At 35.2% G+C, this 15,465-nt stretch carries 14 protein-coding genes; 10 read left to right on the top strand and 4 right to left on the bottom strand.

Annotation, left to right across the window (positions count from 1 at the left end; genetic code table 11):
- Positions 1–167 precede the first annotated feature (167 nt).
- Positions 168–1,457 carry an aminopeptidase P family protein gene (locus ASF92_RS13330; protein ID WP_056093791.1) on the top strand — a complete coding sequence of 430 codons (1,290 nt, stop codon included), beginning with the start codon at positions 168–170 and terminating at the stop codon, positions 1,455–1,457.
- Positions 1,458–1,499: 42 nt separating this feature from the next.
- On the opposite strand, the gene meaB is transcribed toward ASF92_RS13330, so the two are convergent.
- On the bottom strand, positions 1,500–2,402 hold the full coding sequence (gene meaB / locus ASF92_RS13325; RefSeq protein ID WP_056093788.1) for a methylmalonyl Co-A mutase-associated GTPase MeaB: 903 nt from the start codon (positions 2,400–2,402) through the stop codon (positions 1,500–1,502).
- 69 nt (positions 2,403–2,471) lie between these two features.
- On the opposite strand from meaB, the gene ASF92_RS13320 reads away from it, so the two are divergent.
- From ASF92_RS13320 to ASF92_RS13285, 8 genes are all read left to right on the top strand, one after another.
- On the top strand, positions 2,472–3,350 hold the full coding sequence (locus tag ASF92_RS13320; protein ID WP_056093785.1) for a glycosyl transferase: 879 nt from the start codon (positions 2,472–2,474) through the stop codon (positions 3,348–3,350).
- The gene (locus ASF92_RS13315) at positions 3,351–4,337 is read left to right on the top strand and encodes a glycosyltransferase family 2 protein (RefSeq protein WP_056093782.1); all 987 of its coding nucleotides are present in this window, start codon (positions 3,351–3,353) and stop codon (positions 4,335–4,337) included.
- A gap of 126 nt (positions 4,338–4,463) precedes the next feature.
- Complete coding sequence (locus tag ASF92_RS13310) at positions 4,464–6,284, top strand: ABC transporter ATP-binding protein (RefSeq protein WP_056093779.1); 1,821 nt, start codon at positions 4,464–4,466, stop codon at positions 6,282–6,284.
- Positions 6,284–7,084 (top strand): glycosyltransferase family 2 protein, encoded by an 801-nt coding sequence (locus ASF92_RS13305; protein WP_056093776.1) that lies wholly within the window; start codon positions 6,284–6,286, stop codon positions 7,082–7,084. The genes ASF92_RS13310 and ASF92_RS13305 overlap by 1 nt, the downstream gene beginning before the upstream one ends.
- Positions 7,084–7,971 (top strand): glycosyltransferase family 2 protein, encoded by an 888-nt coding sequence (locus ASF92_RS13300; RefSeq protein WP_056093773.1) that lies wholly within the window; start codon positions 7,084–7,086, stop codon positions 7,969–7,971. Before ASF92_RS13305 ends, ASF92_RS13300 begins: the two co-directional genes overlap by 1 nt.
- A gap of 64 nt (positions 7,972–8,035) precedes the next feature.
- A complete protein-coding gene (locus tag ASF92_RS13295; RefSeq protein WP_056093770.1) occupies positions 8,036–9,223 on the top strand; it encodes a glycosyltransferase in 1,188 nt (395 codons plus the stop codon).
- The gene (locus tag ASF92_RS13290; protein WP_056093765.1) at positions 9,220–10,047 is read left to right on the top strand and encodes a glycosyltransferase family 2 protein; all 828 of its coding nucleotides are present in this window, start codon (positions 9,220–9,222) and stop codon (positions 10,045–10,047) included. Before ASF92_RS13295 ends, ASF92_RS13290 begins: the two co-directional genes overlap by 4 nt.
- Complete coding sequence (locus ASF92_RS13285) at positions 10,040–10,849, top strand: DUF5672 family protein (protein ID WP_056093760.1); 810 nt, start codon at positions 10,040–10,042, stop codon at positions 10,847–10,849. Before ASF92_RS13290 ends, ASF92_RS13285 begins: the two co-directional genes overlap by 8 nt.
- Here ASF92_RS13285 and ASF92_RS13280 read toward each other — a convergent pair.
- Entirely contained in the window at positions 10,837–11,715 is an 879-nt protein-coding gene (locus ASF92_RS13280) for a glycosyltransferase (RefSeq protein WP_056093757.1), read from the bottom strand. The genes ASF92_RS13285 and ASF92_RS13280 overlap by 13 nt on opposite strands.
- A 161-nt stretch (positions 11,716–11,876) precedes the next feature.
- Here ASF92_RS13280 and ASF92_RS13275 point away from each other — a divergent pair, with 161 nt between their 5' ends.
- Positions 11,877–12,959: an acyltransferase gene (locus ASF92_RS13275; protein ID WP_056093754.1), complete on the top strand. Its 1,083-nt coding sequence runs from the start codon at positions 11,877–11,879 to the stop codon at positions 12,957–12,959.
- 7 nt (positions 12,960–12,966) lie between these two features.
- Here the strand turns inward: ASF92_RS13275 and ASF92_RS13270 are convergent, their stop codons facing one another.
- Together ASF92_RS13270 and ASF92_RS13265 are read right to left on the bottom strand one after the other, a co-directional pair.
- On the bottom strand, positions 12,967–13,923 hold the full coding sequence (locus ASF92_RS13270; RefSeq protein WP_157263878.1) for a bifunctional 2-polyprenyl-6-hydroxyphenol methylase/3-demethylubiquinol 3-O-methyltransferase UbiG: 957 nt from the start codon (positions 13,921–13,923) through the stop codon (positions 12,967–12,969).
- Between the two features lie 195 nt (positions 13,924–14,118).
- Positions 14,119–15,351, bottom strand: a complete 1,233-nt coding sequence (locus tag ASF92_RS13265; RefSeq protein ID WP_056093749.1) for an ATP-binding protein — start codon at positions 15,349–15,351, stop codon at positions 14,119–14,121.
- Positions 15,352–15,465 lie beyond the last annotated feature (114 nt).

The raw sequence follows: 15,465 nt of genomic DNA, 5'->3' as shown, positions 1-15,465 counted from the left end.
CTTTTTCTTTTTTAAGGGTTAAACATTTAATTAATTAATTTTTCAGTAGCTGCAAAATTAATCAAAATATTAAATTTTCAAACTTTTATACAAACTCCGTTCCAAACTTCACAGTCATTAATCATTTTATTACTTTTGGCGTCGTGTCTTAAAAGAAAATATTTAAAATGAAATATCAGAAAATCAACAATGATTTGTTTACTTCAAACAGAATAAAATACACTAATCGATTAAAGAAGAACTCATTAGCTATATTTCAGTCCAACGATGAGTTCCCGAGAAGTGGCGACCAAAACTTTATTTTCAAGCAAAATCCTGACTTATTCTATTTATCTGGTATCGATCAGGAACAAACAATCTTGCTTTTGTATCCTGATTGTCCTAATCCTTTGTACAGACAAGTCCTGTTTTTAAGACAGACAAACGACTACATTAAAGTTTGGGAAGGTTATAAATATACCAAAGAGCAGGCTAAGGCCGCATCAGGTATTGAAAGCATCTACTGGTTGGAAGATTTTGATTCGATTTTGCATAGCATAATAAATTACGCGGACCATATTTATTTAAACACAAACGAGAATGACCGTTATGCACACATGGTGCCTTACCGCGACATCCGTTTTATAGAACAAATACGCTCCAAATATCCATTACATCACTATGAACGTTCGGCACCAATAATGCGTGAACTGAGGGCAGTAAAATCAGATCTGGAGATTGAATTAACCAGAAAAGCATGTGGCATTACCCGCGACGCTTTCGTCAGAGTTCTGAAATTCATTAAACCCGGGGTTAAGGAATACGAAATCGAGGCTGAAATTATTCATGAATTTATCCGACAGGGAGGTACAGGCCACGCATACACACCAATTATTGCGTCAGGACATAATGCAAATATACTTCACTATAATGACAACAATCAGGAATGTAAAGATGGTGATGTAATACTATTCGACTTTGGAGCAGAGTATGCAAATTATAATGCTGATATGAGTCGATCTGTACCGGTAAATGGCCGGTTTACCAAAAGACAAAAGGATGTTTACAATGCTGTTCTACACGTAATGAAATCGGCTACGAATTTGCTGATAGCCGGAACAGTTTGGAATACTTACCACGAAGAAGTTGGAGAAATCATGACTGAACAACTGATCGGATTAGGGTTGATTTCGACTGAAGAAGTGAAAAATCAAAATCCTGCCTGGCCGGCATATAAAAAATATTTCATGCATGGCACATCACATCATTTGGGTATCGATGTACACGATTTTGCAAACCGATACACACCTTTTGCTCCAGGAAACATTTTAACAGTAGAGCCTGGAATTTATATTCCGGAGGAAAGTTTAGGCATCCGTTTAGAAAATAACATTTTAATCACTTCAAATGGAAACGTTGATTTAATGGCTGATATTCCATTGGAAGTTGAGGAGATTGAAGACATTATGAACGGGTAGTCTTTGGCGATTTTTCAGGTTAATAACTTATCAATTAAATCGTTAACCATTCTTCCCAAACTTGTCTGCAAATCGATAAATATTAAAGTTATCTTTCATCAAAGCTTCGCGAATTTCTTCACGAAGCTTTGTTTTATCTACTTGCTTCATATTGTTATGCTGAATAATTCTCCATGCTTTTTCAGCAAATAAAAGTGCTCTTTTATCGTTTTGAGTGTTGTCCATCGGTTCGGCAACCCAATCGTATAACTGGACAATACCTTCGTTTTTATCTGCTGCTGTTTTTAATACTGGAATAGATTTCGTGCCTTGATGGAGTATCTTTTTTAGGTTATTAGCGAAAGTAGCCGCCCCATCCCTATCTGCCTTATTTACTACAAAGCAATCGGCTATTTCCATCAAACCTGATTTAATATTCTGAATTTCATCACCCGCTTCAGGCACCAGCACCACTACTGTTTTGTCGGCAAGACCGGCAATTTCAACTTCCGATTGTCCAACGCCAACGGTTTCGACCATGATTATATCGAAGTTGGAAGCTTTTAAAACATCAACCATTTCAATGGTTTTTGCTGAAATTCCACCTAAAGCACCTCTTGTTGCCAGCGAGCGGATAAAAACATCAGGATTATTAAATTGAGAGGCCATCCTGATTCTATCGCCGAGTAAAGAACCGAAATTGAACGGTGATGTAGGATCGATGGCCAATATGGCTACCCGTTTTCCATTCGCTAAACATCGATCTGTTATCGCGCTTACCAATGTGCTTTTCCCTGCCCCCGGCGGACCGGTTATTCCTAAAACTATTGTTTTTGAATTACTCTCTAAATCTCTTAGAATTGATCCGGACGGCGCAATATCATTTTCAACCAAGGATAACGTCCTGGCCAAAACCTTATAATTACCTTGTTTAATTTCGCTTAAAAGAGTGCGATGGGTATTCATCAATAAAACTATATTTGTACAAATAAACAAAATTTAATAGGTGATGTAAGCCTAAACCAATAAGAATAAATGAAAGTTACCGGATTTACCTTCATCAGAAATGCCGTTGCTAATGATTATCCGATAAAAGAAGCTATACTTTCAATTTTACCACTCTGCGATGATTTTGTTGTAGCCCTGGGAAATTCTACAGACGAAACTTCAGCGCTGGTTAAAAGCATTGCGCCTGAAAAAATACGGACTATTGATACCGTATGGGACGATAATTTAAAAGAAGGCGGTTTCGTATTTGCCAATGAGACGAACAAAGCACTGGCAGCGGCGGCAGTCGATGCAGATTGGTTGATCTATATCCAGGGAGATGAGGCTATACATGAAGATTATTTACCTTTAATTAAAAAAGAACTTGAAGCGGAACTAAACAATGATGATGTTGAGGCTTTACTTCTGAAATATAAGCATTTTTATGCATCTTACGATTACGTGGCGGAATCGAGAAGGTGGTATCGCAGGGAGGTGAGAATATTAAAAAACTTGCCTGGAATACACTCTTACAAAGATGCGCAGGGTTTTAGAATAAACGACAGAAAGCTGAAAGTTAAATTAATTGACGCTTACATTTATCATTACGGTTGGGTGAAACCACCAAAAGGCTTGCAGGGTAAGGTCCGCAACTTTAACCAATATTATCAAACGGAAGAATGGATAGAACAAAATTATCCGGTTCAAAATACTTTCGATATGCATAATGCAGACAGACTGGTTCACTTTACAGGTAGTCATCCAAAAGTTTTGCGAGCAAGAATTGACGCTGCAAACTGGAAATTTGAAAAGGATTTAACTAAAGAAACGCCCAAAATGAATTTCAGGAGGAGACTTTTACAAAAAATTGAGGATTTGACTGGCTTGCGTTTATTCGAGTACAGAAACTACAAAATTGTGAAATAAATGCAACTAAGTGTTTCTATTATAATACCGAACTATAACGGCAGGCATTTGCTGGAAAAATATTTACCGTCGGTATTTATTGCCACGGAAAATGTAAATAAGGATTTTGAGGTTATTGTAATTGATGATGGCTCCAAGGATGACAGCATCAATTTTATAAAAAATAACTATCCAAGCATCAATCTCTTAATCAACGATAAAAACCGAGGCTTCTCGTACACCTGTAACCACGGCATACGCGAAGCAAGGTATGATTTGATCTTGCTTTTAAACTCCGATGTTAAGCTAACACCTGATTATTTTCGGCATCAATGGAAATATTTTGACAGGCCGGATACTTTTGGGGTGATGGGAAGGATAATGAGTTTCGATGAAACCAAAATTGAGGATGCCGCCCGCTTACTGTATTATAGTGGTTGTCGAATTAAAGCAAATAAATTTTATTATAGCCAAACGCCCGAAGATGACCAGGTATACACAGCTTATCTTTCTGGGGCCAATGCCTTAGTTGATGCGAAAAAATTAAAAGAACTGAGCGGCTTTGATGAAATATTTTCTCCATTTTCATCAGAAGATTTTGACTTAAGTTTACGGGCCTGGCAACTAGGATGGAAATGTTATTATGAACACCAGTCCGTCTGCTTTCATCACATCAGCGGAAGTACAAAAACTCAAATCAAATCAAATTTTATCAAGAAAATATATTACCGTAATCGTTTTATACTTCAGCGCATTCAACTTCAGGGATACCGGCTGCGGTTATTGCCGCTACACTTGGTTTTTGCTGAACTTTTGCCCAAATTATTAACTGGTAAATTATGGGTTTGGGGCGCTTACAGAGATTATTTAGCCTCTCTAGATATTATAAACAATAGTCGCCAGCGACTTAATGATTTAAAAAAGAAATACAATTCCTCCCTGAACGTTACAGATGTAATGGATGTTATTGATAAATCAGTTCAAGGTAAAAGCATTAAACGATTGTAATTTTCTTTGCCATAAATCAGCAGAATTTAAAGCTTGGTTTGAAAACTGTACATTTGCCAAGTTTTAATTAGATTTTTTGGAGATGTTTTTTACGTCATCCATGATATATATTCCATTTTCCATAAAATGAAGACTTATTTCCGTTTATTATCTTTTGCTAAACCCATAGAAAAATTCGCAATTCCATATGTTATTGCAACTTTGTTTGCCATTGTTTTTAATACTTTTCTTTTTACGCTACTAGGGCCGCTAATGCAGGCCCTGTTCCTTGATAAGGCAACAATTAATGTTACACCTTCGGAAAAAAGTAGCGCTTTGAATCTATTCGGACAGTTTAATGATTATGTAGCAACCATAATTGCGCACGACAAGATATATGCATTGCAGGTTATTTGTGGTGTAATTATAATTACAGTTTTTCTTTCAAATTTGTTCCGGTACTTTTCTCAAAGGTTTATGGAAGACTTACGCGTGCATACCCTGTTAAACATGCGTAAAACCGTTTTTGATAATGTGATGAACCTACATGTTGGCTATTTTAACAATGAACGTAAAGGTGACATTATTTCCAAGGTTGCTTCTGACGTTCAGGTGGTACAATTCACAGTAACAAATACGCTTCAGGTTGTTTTTAAAGAACCTCTGCAGTTAATTTTCTTCGTTGCTGTATTGATCGGAATATCTTTTAAATTAACCATATTTTCATTACTTGTAATCCCTGTTTCGGGGTTTATTATAAGTAAAATAGTTAAACGATTGAAACAACAGGCGACACAATCACACGAATCTTTTGCGAAGATGATTGGCTTCTTAGATGAATCTTTAAGTGGTATTAAAATTATAAAAGCTTTCAATGCTTCTGAACGTGTTAAAAATAAATTCGGCGAAGAAAATAAATTCTACTCCTTTCTCAATAGAAAAATGGCAAGAAGGCAACAACTTGCTTCCCCCGTTTCGCAGACACTTGGTGTGTTGGTTGTTGTATTCATCCTGCTTTATGGTGGAACGATGATTTTGAATGGAAAAGGAGATTTATCCGCTGATCAATTTGTGGTTTACCTGGCTACCTTTAGTCAGGTTATGCAGCCAATAAAAGCCCTAACAGATTCATTTAGTGGAATACACTCCGGAATTTCTGCTGGTGAACGTGTTTTAGAGCTAATTGATACTAAACCGGAGTTGACAAATAAGCCCAATGCAGAAAACTTAAACATGTTCAATAAATCGTTGGTTTTCGAAAGCGTAGCCTTCAATTATGGAGATAAGCAAGTTTTAAAACACATTAATCTCGATATCGAAAAAGGACAAACAGTCGCATTGGTTGGACCTTCTGGAGGTGGAAAAAGCACGCTAATGGATCTGATTCCTCGCTTCCACGATCCTAAATCAGGCACCATTAAAATTGATGGTCGTGATTACCGCGATTTAACCGTTGAAAGCATCCGCAGCCAGATGGGAACGGTAAATCAGGAATCCTTTTTATTTAATGATAGTATTTTCAATAACATCGCCTTCGGAAAACCCGAAGCAAGCGAAGAAGAAGTAATTGCAGCGGCTAAAATTGCAAATGCACACGAGTTTATCCTTAACACGGAAGACGGTTACCAAACTTTTGTTGGCGATAGAGGAAACAGGCTTTCCGGCGGACAAAGACAAAGGGTTTGCATAGCAAGAGCTGTTCTCGCTAATCCGCCTATTATGCTGCTTGATGAGGCTACTTCGGCACTCGATACTGAATCTGAGAAATTAGTTCAGGATGCTTTGAATAAGCTGATGCAAAACAGAACTTCAATTGTTATTGCGCATCGTTTGAGCACCATCCAACATGCCGATAAAATTGTGGTAATTGATAAAGGTGCAGTCATCGAAACTGGTACGCACCAGCAACTGATGTCGCAAAATGGATTATACAAACGTTTAATTGACATGCAAACGTTTAATGATTAATGAGTAACGTTTTAAATATCGCCAGTTCCATTCAGGCAGAAACTTACGCCTTTGAATTTTCGATATGTACCCTTGTCACCCGGAAACTAGAGTATAACGAAATGCTCCAGTCATTTTTATCAAAAGGTTTCAGTGAAGATAAATGCGAATATATTTTTGCAGACAATACCGAAAAAAATAATTTCGATGCTTTCTCCGCGATCAATCTGTTTCTGAAAAAGGCAAAAGGAAGGTATATAATCATTTGCCATCAGGATATTTTGATAAATAAAGATGGCTTCGAAGATTTGATGAAGTGCCTGGTGCAGCTGGATAACTTAGATGCCAGTTGGGGTGTTTGTGGCAATGCCGGAGCTGTTGGTCCGAACCATATTGTTTATTACATCTCTTACCCCGACGGAACGTTTATGAATAAAGGTAAATTTCCATTAAAAGTAACCGGTTTAGATGAAAATTTCCTCCTCGTAAAAAATAGTGCAAACCTCAAAGTTTCAAACGATTTAAGCGGTTTTCATTTATACGCAACCGATTTGGTACTGCAGGCCGAGTTAAATGGTTTTTCCTCCTACGTAATCCCTTTTAACTTGACCCACAAAAGCCGAGGCAATCGCGATGCTGATTTTTTTCGGATCAGGAATGAATTGATAAGCAAATACAACCGGTTTTTTAGAACCCGCTGGATACAAACCAATTCGACAGTTTTTCATTTATCAGGTTCATTTCTGGGTAAATTAGCCGGAAATCCGTTGTTTTTATTTTTAGTTAGGATGTGGAACGGGCTGAAAAAGCGGAGGAAATAATGGGAACCAAAAAACCACTTGTTTCAATTGCTTTATGCACCTACAATGGCGAAAAATATTTAGCCAGACAACTCGATTCAATTTTAAATCAAGACTATCCAAATTTAGAAATTATAATTAGTGATGATATATCAAACGATGGTACGGTCAAAATTTTAGAATACTACGCCTCAAAAAATCACAACATCAAGTTTTGGGTAAATAAATCTAATCTAGGTTTTAATCAAAACTTTAAAAAGGCGATGGACAATTGCACTGCTGATTTTATTGCCATTGCAGACCAGGACGATATTTGGATAGAAAATAAAATTACCAGGTTGATGGAGCGTATTGGAGAGAACCTTTTGATTTATCATGACTCAACCTATATAGATGAACAGGGTAAGCCAACTGGCAAAAGCACGCTCTCGCATCATCGGTTTGTTAACGGAAAATGCGCAAAAAACCTGCTGTATTTTAATTGCGTTTCTGGTCACGCCTGTTTGCTAAAAAGAGAACTTTTAACCTTAACGCCTGATTTCCCTGATGCCTTTTACTACGATTGGTGGCTGGCTTATACCGCAGCGTGTACTGGAAAAATAAATTATATTACTGATAAACTCGTACTTCACCGTAAACATTTGGAAAGTTCTACAGGGAAAGATAGAACGGATGCAAAATTGACCAGGATGGCGCATTTAAATCTGTTCTCTAAACATCCTCAAACCCCTAAAAACGTCAAAGAATTTATAAAATTACTGTTAAATGGCTATAAGGAATTAGATACAAGGAATTTCTCTTTGAAGCTTTTTAACACATTACTATTTAATATAAAATCACTTTTTTACATCAGAAAGCGGTCTGCCTTCTCTTTAATTAAATTAATATACCACGAGAGTTCAAAATAATAGCCTTGCCAATTAAAAGATTAATGTTATATTTTTGTTCGTTAATTACACCAATAAATAAAATATGCTGGGTAAAATAAAATCATGGTTTAAGAAAACACCGTCGATAACCATGGTCTTAAATTTTTTAGATTCATCGAAAAAAACCATTCTGGTTATAGATGATGATTTGCCTCAACATGATAAATCTTCGGGTTCAAAACGACTCTTCGAAATCATTAAAATTTTTAAAAATTTAGATTTCAACGTGGTTTATTTACCAAATAATGGATTAAGGGTATCGCCATATTATGAACAATTAATTCAACTTGGCGTTGATGTCCTTTTAAATTCACCGGATAGAGATGGAATGCTTTATAACCTGGAAAGGTTAAAAAACGAGATAGATTATGCCTGGATTTCCAGACCGATTTTAAATATTGAATTCAGGAAATTATTAAAATCGAATAAAAAGATTAAAATTATATTCGATACCGTAGACTTACATTTTGTACGCATGTTAAGACAGGCAGAAAAAGAACAGAATGAAAAGTTAAAGAAGAAAGCCATAAAGTTTAAAAAAATAGAGCTAGGCTTAGCTAAAGATGCTGACGCCACACTTGTTGTAACAGAGACTGAACTGGGGCTTTTAGAAAAGGAAGGAATAAATAATATTTTTGTCATTCCGAATGTACATGAACTTTGTATTCCGGAAACTGAAATTAGCTTCGAAAACAGGAAAGGAATCGTGTTTATTGGCGGCTATAAACACGAGCCAAATGTTGACGCTGTAGAGTGGCTGATTAATGAAATTATGCCCATGGTCTGGAATAAACTAGGCAACATCCCCGTTTACTTATTGGGAAGTTTCCCACCTGAAAAAGTGAAAAGCTTAGCTGGTGATCATGTATTTGTGCCAGGTTTTTTAGAAGATGTAAGCAGCTATTTCCTGCACACTAGAATTTTTGTTGCACCACTAAGATATGGAGCCGGAATGAAAGGTAAAATCGGGCAAAGTTTGGAGTTTGGCTTGCCGATAGTGTCTACCGAAATTGGAACCGAAGGTATGAACTTAACACATGAAAAGAATGTAATGCTCGCCAATGAAACAAATGATTTTGCTGATAAAATTGTTAAATTATATCAGGATGTAAATCTTTGGAATACCATAAAAGGGAATGCGCATGAATCTATCCTGAGTTATACCCCAATGGAGGTTTCTAAAAAGCTAACCGAACTGTTTAATAAGCTCGACCATAATACTAAAACATGAGCATAAAAATATCCATCGTTACCATAAATTTCAATAACAAAATCGGATTGCAAAAAACCATCGATAGTGTAAAGGCCCAGACATGGAAAAATTTTGAATTCATTGTTATAGATGGCGGGAGCAGTGACGGTGGTAAGGCAATATTGTTTGAGGAGCAGGCAAATATTAGTTATTCAATTAGCGAAGCGGATAATGGCGTTTATAACGCGATGAACAAAGGCATTCTTAAGGCTAACGGCGATTATATCCTATTTCTGAACAGCGGTGATTGCTTCTACGAAAACAATACTTTAGAAAAAGCGGTTCCTCATCTTGATAACAATACAGGCATATACTATGGCGATGCAGCGTACATGGAAAAACACGGCGAACACATTCGTACGTATCCGGATAGACTTTCATTCGGTTATTTTAAAGAGCATAACCTTTCTCACCAGGCAAGTTTTATAAAAAGAACATTATTTGACGCGCTTTTTTATTATAATGAAAGTTATAAAATAGCATCCGACTGGGAGTTTTTCATTTATGCGATTTGCAAGGCAAATGTATCTTATCAGCACATCAATCAAATTATCTGTAATTATGATACAGAAGGCATTTCATCCATTATTGATAACCACAAATTGATGCATGCTGAAAGAGCTGAAACGATGGCCAGGTATTTCCCATTATTTATTGAAGATTATAAAGTTATTGAGGTATTAAACTCAAAACGAACAAGACAGTTTTTAGCAATCAGAAATAACAAAATCGCTTTTAAAATATTGAAGGGGCTAATGAGTATTTTAATTTTATTTACTAAAAGTGAAAGTGACAATGTCTGATTACGCGGTTATAATCCCAATATATAAAACCGATTTAACAGCCTTAGAACAAATCGCCTTAACCCAGTGCAAGAAAATTTTATCTAACTATGATATAATTATAATTAAGCCCGAACATTTAAATGAAAATGAAGTCGACTTTGATTTATCATTTATCAAAGAAATAATTTCTTTTCCTAATGTGTATTTCAAAGATGTATTCTCTTATAATAATTTAATGCTCGAAACTGATTTTTACAAAACATTTCTGAAATATGAGTATATGCTCATTTATCAGTTAGATGCTTTTGTTTTTACTGATAAGCTAAAATACTGGTGTAATTTGGGCTACGATTACATTGGTGCTCCTTGGTTAAGGGAGAAAGAATATCCAACGTTATTTAAAAAATTTAAAGAACAAATCAGGACTTATCTCCATAGGAGATATAATTACCTCGATAAACATGGCAAACCTGAAATTCAACGCCAGATGAATAATAATGTCGGAAACGGAGGTTTTTCTTTAAGAAAAGTTTCTACTTTTTATACCTTCTGTATGGAGCACTCAGACTTAGTAAATTCTTACAAAAATCAAAAATCGGGTTATTTTAATGAGGATATGTTTTGGACAATCGAAGTAAACAGAAGAGCCAAAAGAATTATTGTACCACCCTATAGAAAGGCATTAAGGTTCTCAATTGAAACTGCACCAGATAGGGCTATAAAAATGACCGGAGGAGAATTACCCTTTGGTTGCCATGCCTGGGATCTACATTTAGATTTTTGGCGTCCATATTTTAAATCGGCCGGTTACGATATTTGAGTTCGGCGAATTTCCTTTATTAACTTAAAAAATAAACCGAAGTTTTGCCTACGTAAAGGGCTACTCCAGAATAATTTAAAAATTTCAAGCCTAGTATATCCTGCAACCAGCATTTGCCGTACAAAAACCCTGAAAGAGTACTTCTCGGCAATAAATTTTTCCTTTTTAGTCAAGCCATCAAAATCGATTGGAAAAATGTGGCTCCATTTTTCATGAAGTTTAAGTGTTTCTTCTATCCATGTTCTATCGTAATTTCCCTCAGAAAAATGTTCCAATAACACCTCAAAAGTTACCATAACATCATAAGATTGGCTTACACTAAAAGAAAAATCTAAATCATAGCAATGAAACTTTTGAAAAAGCGCTCCATCAAACGGATATTGGGCGACAATTGATTTTTTAGTACAAAACCAAACGCCATCTACTGCCGTAACTTTTGCAATAGGTTTATCTTTTGGGTTTTGATAAACAAGTTTGGTTGCTGTTTCACTAAACTTATATCGCTGAAGCATATTTACATAATTGGTAATCTTTGCTCCAGCATCGCAAAACCAGCCGGAGGGTACCAACGTTTTATAGGAACTCCCAGCCAAACCAACCAGACCCAGCTTTTCATTTTGTTTGAAAATATGAGCTACAATGGCTCCCCAGTTTTGAGTTTTGACATTTACATCTTCGTGCATAAAGCAGATAAGGTCATATTTTGCCTTTCTAGCACCCTCATTGTAAAGTTCGGACAAACCTCTCTTACCGTCTGCATTACCGAAACTAATGATTTCGAATGCAACGCCAATTGTTTCAGTAATATTTTTAGTTACACTTTCTAAAAAAACAGGACTTGTTGAAGAGATAATTATAGATATCATTAAAAAAAAATTGGGGGAAATAAATTCATTAGATTAAATACGAAAATAAGGATTACAACAATTAAATCAGGAATTACAAAATGTTAAATGTTATTTCACCAACAATGACTGACTAAAATTGGCAATATATAATCTATAGTTCTTATTATTGCAAAATTATTATGTCAGAACCGCTTAAAAAAGAAAAACTAAATTACGATTTTATTGACTCGCTTCGATTCATAGCCATCATAACGATTGTATTAGAGCACACTTATATGTGGCCCGAGCCTAAATTTTTTAAGGATGTTTATGAACAGTCCATTCAGTTATTTGCCATGCAGGTTTTTAAATTTGGAACAATTCTGTTCTATATACTCGCAGGTTTTTTGATAGGAGATAAAATCCATACCACCACGTCATTACAATATTTAAAAAGACGATTTGACGGGACATTTAAACCATGGTTGTTTTGGTTAATTGTGTTTCTGATACTTATCTACACAAATCTATTAGTTGTTTATATAAAAGGTAGCTGGTCTCCGATGTTTGAGGAACCACTTTGGGGGCTTGGACAGCAACTATATGACATTGTTGTTAAAACAAGCTTTTGGTTTATTCTTAATTTTCTTGGCAGCATTTCAATTTTGCTAATCTTTAGAAAGCATCTTTATAACTATAAACTAGGTATATTTTTAGGATTATGCTCCTTGTTTTATTCGGTCAATTTATATCATGAATGGATTTACAGTACCCATACGACCGCTGTAGTAGGATTTGTGTTCTATTTATGGTTAGGCGTAATTTTACATAAATATTTTAAAGAGTTTAATGTTTGGGTTAAAAAACGTTCGGTATTTACCTTGGGCTTGGCTTCTGCTATTGCTCTGATAATCTCTTGCTGGGAAAGTTATTACTTAATAAATGCCGGTGTAAAAGCAGATCCATATAATACTTTAAGGTTCACTAATATCATTTATTCTCTGGTATGCTTTGTTTTTCTATATCGCCTAGGCAACCCGAAATGGATCAAAAAATTAAATCCGCGTAGCAGTACATATGGAATTCACCTGATCCATTACATAATAATAGTACAAGTATTGCCAACAATCTTTAGTCCTTTGGGAATCACAGCCGCCGGCAAATCATCATTCGAACTGGTGATAATTCAATACGTAAGATTTTTTATGGCTTATTTCGCAAGTTATTTTTTAGTGTATTTAATCAACAAAGCAAACAGAATTAAATGGATTATTGGTCAATAGTTGAGTCTTAAGATTTATATAAATAGAAAACTGCTGTATCGCCTTTACCTTCCAGATTCAACGCTGTCGATCTTCTTTCAAAGTCTTCCATTTCGGCTGACGTGAAAAATTTCTCTACCGGATAAGCCAACCTGTTATTTTCTTCGGGAAAAAGCGGAATATCTTTTTTATACAACTCACTTGCCCAAAATTGAAAATTTATTGAATCAAAAAGTGTGTGTTTAATTTCAAAACCTGTCTCTTTCGCTAAGATATTCATACTCTTAACCGTATGTAGGAAAAAGTGTCGGGGGGCATCTAGCTGAACCCAATTTTCTTTATAAATATTAAAAGCCTCGGCAATGATGGGGATAGCTACGAGAAGGCAACCCCTCTCTTTTAATAATTTTCTACAATTTACTAATACTTCCTGTTGTTCAGGCATGTGTTCTAAAACATGATTCATGATAATAAGATCGTAATTATTATTTCTAAGCTCTTGAATATCCTTTTTCAGAATTTTCACGCCAAAGCCATGGTCTATTTCTTCGGGAATAAATTTGTCAACGCCTTCTATATTCTCAAAACCTAAATTAAATAAATCGCAAATCTGCCTACCTTTTCCACAACCTATTTCTAATATCTTATCAGAAAATTTTATATCGATTGGCTTTAAATACCTCAAGGCTGGCCTGTCTTTTTTAAGCAGCTTTTTTAACCTTAAATTCCCTATTAATCTTTTAATAAACGGCTGACGTTTAAGTTTAGCAGTTTCAGCTGTAAATGAATAATAGTATGGAGGATAATATTTATCGATATTTTTAGGAATTTCGGCAATCTGTAGGCACCCGCAATTTGAACATTGATGATAGGTAAATTGGTCACGAAAGCCAAACATCATTTCCCTCACGATGAGTGATTCAGCAAATGGAGATTTACAGATCCTGCAGCGATCGGATTGATGGTTATTGTTTTCTTTATTCACTCAACAGTTTTTATTTTTCGAATTTACCAGAATTTAATCGAATGATATAAAAAGGTTAGCAGGATTTATCGAAAATAATTTAGAATTTGAAACTTAGCAAGCTTGGGATATTTAGATCTGTTTCATAAAATTATACTTATTTAACACCATATAAGATACAATCTCACCGAAGCTGAGCCTGGCTAAATACTAAAATCATAACCTAATCCCCTCTATCGAATTATTCCCAGCTTTTATTTTACAAACACATTCCAAATTAAAATCGGGATAAGCTTCTGTAAATTTCTTGTATTTAGAAGGCTTAAATTGAACATCATTATATCTTACCTCGTAAGCTAGTCCTTTATTTAATTGTTGTTCTACAATAAAATCTATTTCATTGCCATCTGCTGTTCGCCAGAAATGCAGGTTATCTCTATCATGCAATTGCCTTAACCTGCAATACACATAGTTTTCCAATAGCGCACCTTTATCTGCTCTGTCATTGAGTTTGGAAAAATTATTTAACAATGCATTACGCAAACCGCTATCATTAAAATAAATTTTCGGCATTTTGGTTAATTCTTTTCGCACATTACCATAAAAAGGAGAAAGCAGCTGAACAATGAATGTTTTCTGCATCAGGTAGATATAATTTTCTATTGTAGCGCTTGCCATTTGTAAAGTATTTCCCAATTCGTTGTTATTAACGAGGTTACCCGTCTGATCAGCTAATAATCGCGCCAATTGAAAAAATTTCAATTCCTCTTTAATACCCGCCTCCAGGGCATCCTTCTTCATGTAGCTGTTTACGACTTCTTTAAGCATGTCCTGTTTTTCTTGTTCAGTATCAGCTAAAACAACAGCTGGATAACCGCCGTAAACCAGGTATTCATCAAATAAACTATTTATGCGATTACGCTGAAGTCCCTGATAGGAAGGTCTTTTAATCATTTCTTCCCATTCTGCAATCAAATTATCTTCACCTTTAAAATGCAGAAACTCATCAAATGCCAGTGGAAAAAATTCAAATACCTTCTTTCTTCCTGCTAAACTATCTTTAAAGCTTTTATCAATATAGAATGCGCTGCTACCAGTTGCAATAATTTTTAATTTTGGGGCATACTTATCATACAAAAACTTTAAAAAATTACTGGGATCTTTTGCATATTGAACTTCGTCGATAATAATATATAATCTTTTATCTGCGGGAACATCGGCTGGTAATAATGTATAATTAAAGATATTTTCAGCATGATGATTTACAGCATCTAAAATAGCTGGATCTTCAAAAGTGAGAAAATAAACCAATTCATTAGCTTGATTTAACTGTTCAGCCAATTGTTTAACCAGCGTAGTTTTGCCGATCTGCCTCGGGCCTATCATGATAGTATGCTGGGGCTTGTTCAGATGCTCCTTTAAATATTTTAATGCGGCTGATCTTTCCATAGTAAAAATATCCAGTACAATATAGTTATTTTAAGATGCTAACTAAATATTATCCGATAATTTCAAAACACAAATTAAATATTATCCGATAATTTTAAGATTGAAACATTTTGC

The organism is Pedobacter sp. Leaf176 (assembly GCF_001424305.1).
GTDB lineage: Bacteria > Bacteroidota > Bacteroidia > Sphingobacteriales > Sphingobacteriaceae > Pedobacter.
Note: the sequence above shows the minus strand (reverse complement) of the source record. Positions and strands in the feature narration are given on the sequence as shown.